Source organism: Bradyrhizobium sp. ORS 111, assembly GCF_045571485.1.
Classification (GTDB): domain Bacteria; phylum Pseudomonadota; class Alphaproteobacteria; order Rhizobiales; family Xanthobacteraceae; genus Bradyrhizobium.
In genome coordinates, this window is sequence record NZ_CP120701.1 from 600,650 (window position 1) to 613,902 (window position 13,253).

11 protein-coding genes are annotated in these 13,253 nt (G+C 62.9%); 7 read left to right on the forward strand and 4 right to left on the reverse strand.

Annotated features, from left to right (window positions below; all coding sequences use genetic code 11):
• Positions 1–186: 186 nt before the first annotated feature.
• Positions 187–1,716: an MFS transporter gene (locus P6U30_RS02805; protein ID WP_407168029.1), complete on the forward strand. Its 1,530-nt coding sequence runs from the start codon at positions 187–189 to the stop codon at positions 1,714–1,716.
• A gap of 50 nt (positions 1,717–1,766) precedes the next feature.
• On the opposite strand, the gene P6U30_RS02810 is transcribed toward P6U30_RS02805, so the two are convergent.
• Complete coding sequence (locus P6U30_RS02810; protein WP_407168030.1) at positions 1,767–3,014, reverse strand: cytochrome P450; 1,248 nt, start codon at positions 3,012–3,014, stop codon at positions 1,767–1,769.
• Positions 3,015–3,123: 109 nt separating this feature from the next.
• Between P6U30_RS02810 and P6U30_RS02815 the strand changes: the two genes are divergently transcribed.
• Entirely contained in the window at positions 3,124–4,389 is a 1,266-nt protein-coding gene (locus P6U30_RS02815; protein WP_407168031.1) for an alpha/beta fold hydrolase, read from the forward strand.
• Between the two features lie 173 nt (positions 4,390–4,562).
• Positions 4,563–5,354, forward strand: coding sequence for an FkbM family methyltransferase (locus P6U30_RS02820; RefSeq protein WP_407168032.1), 792 nt, complete (start codon positions 4,563–4,565; stop codon positions 5,352–5,354).
• A gap of 78 nt (positions 5,355–5,432) precedes the next feature.
• On the opposite strand, the gene P6U30_RS02825 is transcribed toward P6U30_RS02820, so the two are convergent.
• Together P6U30_RS02825 and P6U30_RS02830 are read right to left on the reverse strand one after the other, a co-directional pair.
• Positions 5,433–5,741, reverse strand: coding sequence for a hypothetical protein (locus P6U30_RS02825; protein WP_407168033.1), 309 nt, complete (start codon positions 5,739–5,741; stop codon positions 5,433–5,435).
• Between the two features lie 376 nt (positions 5,742–6,117).
• The gene (locus P6U30_RS02830) at positions 6,118–9,249 is read right to left on the reverse strand and encodes a multidrug efflux RND transporter permease subunit (protein ID WP_407168034.1); all 3,132 of its coding nucleotides are present in this window, start codon (positions 9,247–9,249) and stop codon (positions 6,118–6,120) included.
• Positions 9,250–10,164: 915 nt separating this feature from the next.
• Between P6U30_RS02830 and minC the strand changes: the two genes are divergently transcribed.
• The 4 genes from minC to P6U30_RS02850 are packed head-to-tail and all read left to right on the forward strand — an operon-like array spanning position 10,165 to position 12,270.
• Entirely contained in the window at positions 10,165–10,857 is a 693-nt protein-coding gene (minC, locus tag P6U30_RS02835; protein ID WP_407168035.1) for a septum site-determining protein MinC, read from the forward strand.
• A gap of 20 nt (positions 10,858–10,877) precedes the next feature.
• A complete protein-coding gene (gene minD, locus P6U30_RS02840) occupies positions 10,878–11,693 on the forward strand; it encodes a septum site-determining protein MinD (protein ID WP_280975113.1) in 816 nt (271 codons plus the stop codon).
• A complete protein-coding gene (minE, locus tag P6U30_RS02845; protein WP_280978347.1) occupies positions 11,693–11,971 on the forward strand; it encodes a cell division topological specificity factor MinE in 279 nt (92 codons plus the stop codon). Before minD ends, minE begins: the two co-directional genes overlap by 1 nt.
• Positions 11,968–12,270, forward strand: coding sequence for a hypothetical protein (locus P6U30_RS02850; protein ID WP_407168036.1), 303 nt, complete (start codon positions 11,968–11,970; stop codon positions 12,268–12,270). The genes minE and P6U30_RS02850 overlap by 4 nt, the downstream gene beginning before the upstream one ends.
• A gap of 108 nt (positions 12,271–12,378) precedes the next feature.
• On the opposite strand, the gene P6U30_RS02855 is transcribed toward P6U30_RS02850, so the two are convergent.
• Positions 12,379–13,182: an NAD-dependent protein deacetylase gene (locus P6U30_RS02855; RefSeq protein ID WP_407168037.1), complete on the reverse strand. Its 804-nt coding sequence runs from the start codon at positions 13,180–13,182 to the stop codon at positions 12,379–12,381.
• Positions 13,183–13,253 lie beyond the last annotated feature (71 nt).

Consider the following 13,253-nt stretch of genomic DNA (forward strand, 5'->3'; position numbering starts at 1 on the left):
GTTTGGGTTTGAGAGTTGACGTCTCGCGGCGACGAGGCCCTTCCGGCCTCGGATATTCGGAACCAGCCGGCTGGCACGAGCTTATTACGGTTCGCCACGAGATCAGACGCGGCGACCCAGGCGGGCCGGCGTTGCCAACGATGGACACGAGCCTGACCTGCGGCAACCGTCCTTCTCGAGCATCCAATGGTTGGATTTACACGGCCGCCCTGCGATGCGGGGCTGATCCAGGCGACAGTCTATTTTGATGCGGACCCGTCGCAACTCCGCAAGCGGCTGACGCTGGCGGCGACCATAGTCGGGTCGAGCATGGCGTTTCTCGACAGCTCGGTCGTGAACATCGCGCTGCCCGCAATCCAGCACAAGCTCCATTCGGATGCGGCAGCAACACAGTGGATCGTCAACGCCTATATGCTGCTGCTGAGCGCGCTCGTGCTGATCGGTGGCTCCGCGGCCGATCTCTATGGTCGACGCCGGATTTTTGTTCTGGGCATCGCGGTCTTCGCGGCGGCGTCCATCGCTTGCGGGCTCTCGCCAAATATTGAAACGCTTATCGTCAGCCGCGCCGTCCAAGGTGTTGGCGCCGCCTTGTTGACGCCGTCCAGTCTCGCCATGTTAGGCGCGACTTTCGACGAGCACGAGCGCAGCCAGGCCATCGGAATCTGGGCAGGCGCAGGTGCACTGATGTTGGCGGCAGGTCCGCCGCTGGGCGGCTGGCTGGTCGATCAAGTCTCATGGCGGGCGATCTTCCTGTTGAACGTTCCACTCGCGCTTGCGGCGGCCGGGCTTGCGCTTCGCTTCGCTTGCGAGAGCAGCGATCCCCACGCAAAGCAACTCGACTGGAGCGGCGCCGTCACCGTCGCGATTGGCCTCGCAGCGATCACGTGGGGTCTCAGTGCCATTCCGGCGGCGGGCGTTCGCGACAAGACGGTGCTCGCCGCCCTCGGAGCGGGAACCGGGTTTGTTGCCTTGTTCGTCGCGATCGAGGCCCGGCTCCACGAATGGGCGATGATGCCGCTGGGGCTCTACCGATCGCGGAATTTTTCCACAACCAATGCGCTGACGCTGTTGCTCTACTTCGCACTCGGCGGCGCGCTCTACTATCTGCCGTTCGGGTTGATCCGGCTCGGGGGCTACTCCGCGACACAGGCTGGATCGGCATTGCTGCCGTTTGCGCTGATCATGGGGTTCGGCGCATCGTTCGCGGGCTCGCTCACCGACCGTTTAGGCCCGCGGTTGTTGCTCACGATCGGTCCCATCATTGCGGGCTGCGGCTTGGCTTTGCTTGCTGTTGTCGATCTCAGGCAATCGTTTTGGGTCGGCGTGCTTCCGTCGATCGTCCTGCTGGGCGTCGGCATGTCGACCACCGTCCCGCCGCTAACATCGACGGTGATGGCTGCTGCCGGCAAAGTCCACGCCGGCATTGCTTCGGGCGTCAACAATGCAGTCGCGCGGATCGCTGGTCTGCTCGCGGTCGCAGCGCTCGGGGCGGTATTGTTTGCAAGCTTTTCGCATGAACTTGTTGGGACAACGCCCTCGCAGGCCAACGAAGCCATGAATGCCGTGATGTCAGGGCAGTCCGGCGTTCAAGAACAGGCGGCTGCCGCATTCGAGCGCGCGCTGCATACGGTCATGCTCGTCACCGCGGCTTGCGCCGCACTCGCCGGCCTGATCGGTTGGCTGGGAATCGAGCCGAACGGCGCGGCTGGAAGCTGAGATGCTTCAACGAAGCTTTCGATAGCCCGTCCGCGGAGCAGAGGCGCCAACTAGTGCAGGCTCTTCACGTCGATGACAAAGCCGCTCTTCGGCGCGGCTGGAATGCGTGACAGGTCGACTGTGAGGTCCTGCTCCGGCACCTCGTATTCGATCTCGCGCACCAGCGTGCACATCAGCGATGTCATCACGGCAATCGTCAGCCATTCCCCCGCGCAGCGATGGCCGCCAAAATCGCCCCCGCCTTGTGGGATCATCGTGAACGCATTGCCACGCCAGCCGATGAAGCGCTCAGGACGAAACGCTTCGGGATCGTCCCATGCCCGGGGGTCGCGATTGGTGCCGTAGAGATCCAGCGCGAAACGGTCGCCTTTGCTGAACCGGTAGTCGCGCCAGTCGAAGTCTTCGCGGGCGATTCCTGCGACCACCGGAAAGAACGGGGTTAGCCGGCGCACCTCCTGTACGAACGGCTCCAGAAAAGCGTCGTCGCTGCGGAGTTGTGCGTGAGCCGCCGAATGCTGATGTAGCGCGAGTGCGGCGAAGGTCATGAAACGTGAGATCGCGACGATCGGGCGCAGGACGTTGAGCAGTTCGACAGCGCAGATTTCAGGCGCGAGCAACTGGCCATTCGGCTCGCGGTGTGATGCGATGATTTCGAGCCCGCTGCCTCCGCGCGGCACGAGCGATCCGGCCCGAACCCGTTCGACCTGCTGCCGCAGAAGCTGTTCTGAATGCCAGCGCCTGATCCGCGCGGTCCAGTTTGCCGGGCCGATCGTTCCGGCATTGTCGATCATTGCGCCGAGCTCGCCGGTTAGCCTTTGTAGCTCGGAGCGCTCCAGCCGGATGTCGATCCAGCGGCAGGCAGCATCGCACAGCACGCCGCGCAAGGCCTGATCGAGGTTGATGACGCCGCCATTCTGGCTTCGCTGGTCGGCGGCGGCATCGAGCAACACCTCGGAAGCGAGCTGCGCGAAGGCCCGCAGGTGCTCCGGCGTCATCAAGGACAGAAACATCTGCTTGCGCTGAGCGTGCGCCTCCGCGTCCAGCACCGCGACGCTGCCTTCATCCTGCAGCAGTTTCAAGGTCGAGCTTGGAAGGGCGCCCTGCCGCGTAAATCGATCCGGCTCATAGAACATCCGTGCGGCATCCTCGCCAAAAACGCAGTTGTAGGTCTTGCCGAGCAGCTTCGCCTGAAAGATGTCCGTGTGAAATTGCCGATGCCGATGGCGAAAAAACTCGTACCCTTCGCGGTAGAAGGCCAGGGAGCTATCCAGGGCATTGTCTTGCGCGATTTGCGGCATCCCTCCTCCTCTTCCCGCCTCCTCTTCGCCAATGAAGCAAAACGCGCTTCAGGTCGCGGTGGTTTCTAGCCATTCAGCGACGACTATCAGACGATCATCAAACGAGAGCGTGCCTGATCTGATCCTGGGTAGCCTGCCGAACGCGCCTTCGAGCGAGGTGGCTGGTTCCATCGCCATCGATGATGCAGCGGAGTTGCTTGGCCATCGCCAACGGTTGACGGCATCCCGCGTCGCGATCAGCGCGGCTGCGTCCACGCCAAAGGGTAGCCGGAAAAGGAACCGAAATACCCTATCGGCGTTCGGCTCGATTGGCACCGAACCGGAGAGGGCCTGTCCGATGCGCAAGACACGAGCCGGTCTTCATCTCATGGCGATTGCGGCCGCTTTGATCTCAGCGGGCGGCGTTTTATCCGCGCTCGCGCAACAGTTGCCCGAAGCGGATGAAATCGACTCCGCGGTCACATCGACCGTCCCCACTGGTCTTCCGGCCGGCTTTCAAGGCAAATTTCATGACGGCTTTGCCCAAGCCAATGGTGTGCGACTGCACTACGTGATTGGCGGGCCCGACAATGCTCCGCTTCTGGTGCTGCTGCACGGCTGGCCGCAGACCTGGTACACTTGGCGCAAAGTGATGCCGTCGCTTGCCCAAGCAGGCTTCCGGGTGGTGGCGATCGACTACCGCGGCGCCGGCGAGTCAGACAAGCCCGCCGGAGGGTACGACAAGGCGACGATGGCGGCGGATATTCGCGCGCTCGTCCACGAGCTCGGGGCAGGCCCTGTGAACCTCGTCGGCCGCGATATCGGCGTGATGATCGCCTATGCCTATGCGTCGCAATGGCCGGGCGAAGTCAAGACGCTCACGATGCTCGACGTCCCGCTCCCCGCGACGAGCGCATGGAACGAAGCAAAGTCAAAGGCTGATCCCGACATATGGCATTTTGGGCTATTCCAGCAGCGCGATATTGCCGAGATGCTCGTCGCAGGACACGAATATCCCTTCATTCGCGACTTCTACAAGAAGCGGGCCTTTCGGCCGATCGCCGACGAGGACATTGCCGTCTATGCAAGAGCCTACGCGGCGCCTGGAGGTTTGCGCGCTGGATTTGAGCTTTACCGCGCGTTTCCGGAAGACGAACGCCGCTTTGCACAGTTCGAAAGCCACAAATTGCCGATGCCGGTGCTTGCCCTCGCCGGCGACAAGAGCAATGGCATGGTTGAAGTGACAATGGCGAAACAGGTTGCCAGCGATGTCCGCGGCGGCGTTGCGCCCGACACCGGTCATTGGCTGCCGGACGAGAACCCGGAGTTTTTGACCGCCCAGCTTCTGACGTTTCTGCAGGGATCGAGCCGTACCCAGGGGCAATCCAACCGGTAACATCGCGAACGCGCTTCCGCCTCAAAAAGGCCACTGGGCCGATCCAAAACCGCTACGCTAATAATGCGTCGGGAATGATCAACGGTTGCAATGGCGGGCAGAGCCGAGCGGCGCTTCGTTGACCGCAGCGATACGCCTGTCTTCAAAGGTGCTCCTTCCGGGAGGAGTGGAACGTGGCTGCTAGCGATCTGATCTATGATGTCGGCGTGAATGACGGCGCCGATTCCGCTTATTATCTCTCGCGGGGATACCGAGTGCTCGGCATCGAGGCGAGTCCGGTGCTGGCTGAAAAGCTGAGGGAGAAGTTCGAGCCGGAGATGCGGGACGGTCGCTACACTCTGTTGGAAGTCGGAGTGGCGGATGACGATGGTACAGCAGAATTCTGGATGTCTGACGTCACCGAGTGGTCATCATTCAACAAGAGTGTGGCGTCGCGCGGGGGGACGCCGCATCGTGCAGTGCAGATCGCAACCAGAAGGTTCTCGTCGATCGTCGCGGAGTTCGGAGTTCCGTTTTACTGCAAGGTGGATATCGAAGGTAATGATCGGTGTTGTGTGAGAGGTTTGACCTCGGACACGGCGCCTCCTTACCTGTCGATCGAAATGTCACATAAGGATGGCGGCGTAGATCTCAATCTGCTCAACGCGCTGGGATATCGGCACTTCAAAATCATCAGCCAGGTGACGCGCGCTCAGCCGGTTCCGTCGTTGATGAAGATTGACGGGTTGCTGTCGGGATTTCCCAAGAAGGCCTTAAGGGCAGCGATCAAGCGGACGTTGGGTGTGCGGTCCTTCCAGGGTCGGAAATTTCCTTTGGGCTCATCCGGTCCATTTGCCGAGGGCACTCCCGGCCGCTGGCGCTCGGTTGGCGAAGTCAAGGAGCTTTGGGCATTCCTGAGGGATTTCGACGAACGCGCGGGCAAGAACCGTCTCGGCGAGTGGTTTGACTTTCACGCCAAGCGATAGATGCCGCCTCTCGCGTTGAGGACGTGACCGGCGCGGTGCCCGTGCGACATGCCACCCGCAACGGCGACCTCCTGCCGCCTATCCCTGCCGGCCGGTCGTACGCATACGCCGATAGTCGCCCGGCATGAACATCGCAAACGTTTCCCTAACGCGCGCGGCGGGCGTCATCGCCGCAGGCGTCGCATGAACTGCATTTGTGGTTAAGCGAAATTCGCCGATGTCCGGCCAGCGGAGCGCGATCACTCCGGTCGGAGACATCAGGTCGTGATCGTGGCCGAAGCAGGCATCGTAAACAAACAACGAAGCAAGTACCAAGGATGAGGGAATAAGCGAATATCGAACGATGGGCATAATGATTTGCGCCTTCCTGGCTGTCTCAATCGACATTGACCAGGCCGCGCTGAACCACGCGTTTAATGCTCGGATCGATCTTTCAACACCGTTCCCGGCGCGTGAATTGGGTTCCAGCTTCTCGACGTGAGCCGTAAACCTCTCGCTCACCAACGCCGTAAAGCTCGCGACAACCAGCTTCTCTCACCTGATGGAAATGAGTCTCTGTCAGGTTGAGGTAAAGACGAGAACAAGAGGGAAGCGCATGTTCGTCGCACTCAGGATCATGATGTTGATCGCCATTGCCTATGCCGGCTCTGCCGTTGCCGGAATGCAGTTCGCGCCGCTGCCGAGCTCTGCGGTTACGTCCCAGCCATAAACCCAACTCGCGCGATCGCGCCGGCGCCATTACCCATGGCTTGGCGCGATCCCACTACTCTGCGGCATCCTTCATCCGATTACGCGTTTCTTCGCGCGGCTTGCCCTGTATCCTGTCCGACAGGAAATTGGAGAGGCGGTCGAGATAGAGATAGACGACGGGCGTCGTGAACAGCGTCAGCGCCTGGCTGACCAGAAGGCCGCCGACCATGGCGTAGCCCAGCGGCTGACGAATCTCGGCGCCGGTTCCTGTGCCGAGCATCAGCGGCACGCCGCCGAGCAGGGCTGCCATCGTCGTCATCATGATCGGGCGGAAGCGGAGCAGCGCGGCTTCGCGGATCGATTGCCGCGGCGTCAGATGCCGTTCACGCTCTGCGGCGATGGCAAAGTCCACCATCATGATGCCGTTCTTCTTGACGATCCCGATCAAGAGGATGATTCCGATCAGCGCGATCAGGCTGAAATCGAATCCGAAGGCCATCAGGATCGCGATCGCGCCGACGCCGGCGGACGGCAGCGTGGAGAGAATGGTCAGCGGATGGATGTAGCTCTCGTAGAGCACGCCGAGGATCAGATACACTACGATCAGCGCCGCAACGATCAGCATCGGCACCGTGCTGAGCGATTGCTGGAACGCCTGCGCCGTGCCCTGGAAGCTCGTCGCCAGCGTGCCCGGCACGCCCATCTCGGCCACGGCGCTTTGCACCGCATTGGTGGCCTGCCCCAGCGCCACGTCCTGGGCGAGGTTGAAGCTGATTGTCACGGCCGGAAACTGTCCCTGATGGGCGATCGCGAGCGGGCGCACCGGGACATCGGTCCATTTGCAGAACACGGACAGCGGCACCTGGTCGCCGGTCGACGGTGACTTGATGTAGATCTTGTCCAGCGTGTCGATCTTGCCTTGCAGCTCGGGCGTGATCTCCAGGATCACGTGATAGCTGTTCACCTGCGTGAAATACTGTGCGACCTGGCGCTGTCCGAAGGCGTCATAGAGCGTATCGTCGATCAATTGCGGCTGGATGCCGAAACGCGAGGCGATGTCGCGATTGATCGTGAGCTGGAGGGTGGTGCCTTCGGTCTGCTGGTCGGTGGCGACGTCGCGCAGTTGCGGCAGCGTCTTCATCTTGGTCAGGATCTTCGGCGCCCAGTCGTTCAGCTCATCGAGATTGGCGTCCTGCAGGGTATATTCGAACTGCGTCCGCGTCGCCCGGCCGCCCAGCCGCACGTCCTGCGAGGCCTGCATGAACAGCCGCGCGCCGATCACCTTGTCGAGCTTGGGGCGCAGCCGCGCGATGATCTGCTGCGCGTCGACATTACGCTCCTCGCGCGGTTTCAGGGTGATGTACATGCGGCCCGAATTCAGCGCCGTGCCGCCGCCGCCGATGAACATCGCGATCGAGGAGACCGCGGGGTCGGCCTGGACGATCTGGCTGAGCTCTTCCTGCCGCCGCTTCATCTCGGCAAACGAGATATCCTGTGGCATCTCGGAGACCGCGGTGAGGAAGCCGTTGTCCTGCTGCGGAAAGAACCCCTTGGGAATGATGACGAAGAGGTAGACCGAGAGCGCGACGGTTGCAAAGAAGACACAGAGCGTGATGAAGCTGTGGCGCAGCGCTCGATCGAGGCCGCGCTCATAAGTGTGGAGCAGGCTGTTGAACATCCGCTCGCTCCACTGATAGAAGCGGCCGTGCCTGACCTCGTGATCGGCGCGCAGGAAGCGCGAGGCCATCATCGGCGTCAGTGACAGCGAGACCACCAGCGACACGAAGATCGCCATCGACAGCGTGACCGCGAATTCGCGGAACAGTCGTCCGATGATGCCGCCCATCAGCAGGAGCGGGATCAGCACCGCGACCAGCGAGACGCTGATCGAGACGATGGTGAAGCCGATCTCGCTGGCGCCCTTGTAGGCGGCGGCCATCGGCTGCTCGCCCTTCTCGACGTAGCGCGTGATGTTTTCCAGCATCACGATCGCATCGTCCACCACGAAGCCGACCGCGATCGTCAGCGCCATCAGCGAGAGATTGTCCAGCGAATAGCCGAACACCCACATCAAAGAACAGGCGCCGAGCAGCGCCAGCGGCACGGTGATGCTCGGAATGATGGTCGCCCAGAAGCTGCGCAGGAAAATGAAGATCACCATCACGACCAGCGCAATGGTGATCAGAAGCGTGATCTGCACATCCTCCACCGCAGCCCGGATCGTCAGCGTGCGGTCGCTGATGATCTTGATCTTGATGGTCGGCGGGATCGAGGCGATTAGCCGCGGCAACTGCGCCTTGATGCGGTCGACGGTATCGATCACGTTGGCGCCGGGCTGCTTGAAGATGACGAGGAACACGCCGCGCTGGCCGTCGGCCCAGGCCGCGGTCTTCATGTCCTCCGGGCCTGCCACCGCCTGGCCGATGTCGCGGACCCGCAGCGGCGCGCCGCTGCGATAGGCGATGATGACGTCGTTCCAGTCTTTCGCCTGCATCAGTTGGTCATTGGCGTAGATCGTGAACGCGTGGCGCTCACCGTCGATATTGCCTTTCGGGCTGTCGGTGGTCGCGATCGCGATCTGGGCGCGGACGTCCTCCAGCGACAGGCCCTTGGCGACGAGCTTCGCCGGATCGACCTGGACGCGGATCGAAGGTTTCTGCTGGCCGCCGACAAAGACCTGGGCGACGCCGGAGATCTGGCTGATCTGCTGCGCAAGCTCGGCATCGGTGCGGTCGCTCACGGTCGTCAGCGGCAGCGTGTCGGAAGTCGCCGACAGGATCATGATCGGCGAATCCGCCGGGTTGACCTTGCGATAGGTCGGCGGCGACGGCAGGTTCTTCGGCAACTGTCCGCCGGCGGCGTTGATCGCGGCCTGAACGTCGCCGGCGGCTGCATCGATCTTGCGCTCGAGGTCGAACTGGATGGTGACCGAAGTCGAGCCGAGCGAGCTCGTCGACGTCATCTGCGCGATGCCGGGGATCTGCGCGAACTGGCGCTCCAGCGGCTGGGCGACGGAGGAGGCCATCGTCTCCGGGCTGCCGCCCGGCAGGCTCGCGGAAACCTGGATGGTCGGAAAGTCGACCTGCGGCAGCGGCGCGACCGGCAACAGCGGATACGCGACCAGCCCCACGAACAGGATGCCCGCCATCAGCAGCGAGGTGCCGATCGGATAGCGAATGAACAGAGAAGAGATGCTGTTCTGCATGCCCTGAAACCATCGGGTGGCCAGCGCATCTTCTCCGCCAAACAATGGCAGCCGCGCTCGTGCGAGCGCGAATGTGCGTTTCCCTGAAGACCGTGAATGTGTTTTTGCGTCCCCGGGACCTTCGATGGTCCCGAGGACGGCGTTGTTATCGCTAAGCTTAGTCAGTTTGCGGTCGGGTGCGAACGGAAAGCCGGGGACCCGAATTAGACCTTTGTCCAACGCGTATCTTCGCGGCCGCGAAATGACACGCGCAGGGACGAATAGGTCGCGTCTTGAGGCTCAGCAGGGCGTCGTGGATTGCCACGATCCAATCCGCCCGGCGTCAGCTATGACGATTTCGCCGAGCTGTTTCGTTTGCTCGATCGGATGTCCTCGCGGGTATCGGAATCGGGCTGCTCCAGCGCGCGTTTCAAGCGCGCTCGGTCCGAACCGCATTGCATCCATAGCAACGAAAAATGCGAATGGCCTCGTGCTTTGCCGTCCTCGGCAGAGCGGCCAGCAAGGTCATGTGATTTCCGCAGGCCTCGCACGAATACGTCGCGGCCTCCGGAGATGGTTTGGCATCCGCCGGCACAACGCACTCCAACCCCTTTTGTCCCGAAGCGGAGTGTGCGCCGCGCAATGGGGCGTAAGCATGATCGTGGTTCCCGTAAGAGTACGGAGACGTGCGCAATTGGTGGTGCCCGTGGCGTTTGCGTCGTGGCCGCTGCAGCACGGAACGCACGATCGGCTGATTCGCAATCATTCGAGACGGCTTTCCGTCCAAACCACGGCTCACAGCCCGGGCCGCGCCGGCCTTCACCCGCTCGGAGGACACGCCCGGTGCAAATCCGTGAAAACCCTGACGGTATTAACCTTTGATTAACCATGCGGACCGATTGTTAACCATTCGAAAAGACAACTGAGTCAGGGGCGATGGACGCTACTCAACAGCCAGCACGTCAGCAGGTTCGCATGCGCGGCCGTTCCTATGTCGCGTTCGTGTTCACCCCTGTCGTCCCGATCGTGTCCTGGCTGGAGGAGATCGACCAGATGCTGGCGCGCTCGCCTGGCTTTTTCACCGGCAAGCCGGTGGTGCTCGATCTGGCGTCCGTGGACCTCAGCGCCGCCGCGATCGCCCACCTTGTCGGCAGCCTGGACCAGCGCAACATCCGCGTGCTCGGCATCGAAGGCGTCGACGAATCAAAGCTCGGCGCCAATTTGCCGCCGCTTCTGACCGGCGGCCGGGCCTGCGCCATCACCCACGTCAACCCGCCGCCGCAACCGAAGTCCAAGGCCAAGTCGCCGTCGCTGCTGCTAGAAAATCCGGTCCGCTCCGGTCAATCGATATTTGCCGAGGGTGACGTCACCGTGCTCGGCTCGGTCGGCTCCGGCGCCGAGATCGTGGCCGGCGGCTCGATTCATGTCTACGGTACGCTGCGCGGCCGCGCGATGGCCGGTATCAACGGCAACTCGTCGGCGCGGATCTTCTGCCAGAGGATCGAGGCCGAGCTGCTCGCCATCGACGGCTACTACCAGACTGCGGAACAGATCTCTGACAGCTTGCGCAACCGGCCCGCCCAGGCGTGGCTCGAGGGCGAAATGCTGCGAATCACAGCTTTGAACTGATCGACCAGAAGGAGAAGAGAATGGCCAAAGTCTTGGTCGTGACGTCCGGCAAAGGCGGGGTCGGCAAGACCACATCCACCGCCGCACTTGGTGCTGCGCTCGCGCAGATGGGACAGAACGTCGTGGTCATCGACTTCGACGTCGGCTTGCGTAACCTCGACCTGGTGATGGGCGCGGAGCGCCGGGTCGTGTTCGATCTCATCAACGTCGTCCAGGGCGTTGCGAAGCTCCCGCAGGCGCTGATCCGCGACAAGCGGCTCGAGAACCTCTGGCTGCTGCCGGCGTCGCAGACCCGCGACAAGGACGCGCTGACGGAAGAGGGGGTCAAGCGGGTGATCGCCGATCTCAGGACCAAGTTCGACTGGATCCTGTGCGACAGCCCGGCCGGCATCGAGCGCGGCGCCACGCTGGCGATGCGCTACGCCGACGAGGCCATCATCGTCACCAATCCGGAAGTGTCCTCGGTGCGCGACTCCGACCGCATCATCGGCATGCTGGATTCCAAAACGGTGCGCGCCGAGCGCGGCGAGCGGGTCGAGAAGCATCTGCTGGTCACCCGCTACGACGCCGCGCGCGCCGCACGTGGCGAGATGCTGTCGATCGACGATATTCTGGAGATCCTGGCGACACCGCTGCTCGGCATCGTGCCGGAAAGCCAGGATGTGTTGAAGGCCTCCAACGTTGGAAGCCCGGTGACGTTGAACAACGCAAACAGTGCGCCGGCCCGGGCCTATATCGACGCCGTGCGCCGCCTGATGGGCGAGACGGTGACGATGACCGTGCCGGTCGAGCGCAAGGGGCTGATGGATCGGTTGCTGCGACGGAGGGCTGCATGATGAACCTGATGCGGCTTTTTGGCGGCCGCGCCGGCTCCGCGCCTGTGGCGCGGGAGCGGCTGCAGATCCTGCTCGCGCATGAGCGTGGCCGGACCGGTGGTCCCGACCTTCTCGAAGTTCTCCGTGCCGAAATCCTCGGCGTGGTGTCCAAGCATGTCGATCTCGACCCCGACAAGGTCGTGGTCAAGATGGACAGGGGCAAGTTCGTCTCGATGCTCGAGGTCGATATCGAGGTGCCCAACGGCGTGCAACGATCAATGATGGTGGCGGCCACATGACAGCAGACAGCAACAGTCACATTGCCTGGCAGCGCGCGCAGCTCAGGAAGCATCGCGCGGCCTTGAAGGCGCTCGAAGTCGACCAGCTCAGGGATCCCACCTGCGGCACCAGCCGGCGGATGCAAAAGACGATCGCCGACTTGGAGCGCAAGATCTGGGAGTCGGGCCGCTGCATCGCCGAATATGAGCGCCGGACCCGGCGTCCGCTGGCAACCGACCGCGGCAGCCTCGCCAGCGTGAGCTGGACGCACTGGAGCACCAGCCCGGTGAATGCCCGGCCGCACCGGCATCGGGCGTAAGGCGCGACGAATCTAGAATTCGTCATTGCGACACGTTGGCTCGCATGACGCGCTGGTACGATGCACGTCACCGCCTGCCAGTGATGCAGCCGGCCACGGTTGTGTCATCTACAGCAGAAACGACAGCGCGGTCTCGCACTGCTCCTCGACCTTGAGCGCGAGCAGCTCATCGGCGCGGGTGCGGCCGAGATTGACCGCGGCAATCGGCAGCCCGCGCTGCTCCGCCATGCGGACGAAGCGGTAGCCCGAGTAGACCATCAGCGAGGAGCCGACGATCAGCATGGCGTCGGCCTGCTCGAGATGCGCTTGCGCTGAAGCAACGACATCCCGCGGCACGTGTTCGCCGAAGAACACCACGTCGGGCTTGAGCACGCCGCCGCACGCTTCGCAAGGCGGCACGCTGAAGGACGAAAAGTCTTGGTCGAGATCGGCATCGCCGTCCGGCGCGTCAGCGGCATCGAACGCAAGCCACGCCGAATTGAGCCGCGCCAGTTCGTCCTGGAATTGCTCACGCGGCATCGTCGCGGCGCAGCCAAGGCAGCGGACCACGTCGAGACGGCCATGCAGGTCGATCACGCGCCGGCTGCCGGCCGCCTGATGCAACCGGTCGACATTCTGGGTGAGCAGCAATTCGCATCTGCCTTGCTCTTCCAGCTTTGCCAGCGCGCGATGGGCGCCGTTCGGCGCGGCACGGCCGAAGCGCCGCCAGCCGACCATGCTGCGCGCCCAATAACGTTGCCGCGTGCCGGCCTCGCCGAGGAAGGCCTGGATCGTGACCGGCCGCGTCCGCTTCCAGTTGCCGTTGCTGTCGCGATAGTCAGGAATGCCGGAATTGGTGCTGCAGCCGGCCCCGGTGAGGATAAACAGGCGCTGGTGACGCGCGACGAATTGTTCCAGGGCGTGCTGCTGCATGCGGGCACATCTAGTGGCTCCGGCACCGCTGCGCCAGACCGGAAAGGCGAAGCCGGCTCCGGCAGATCGGC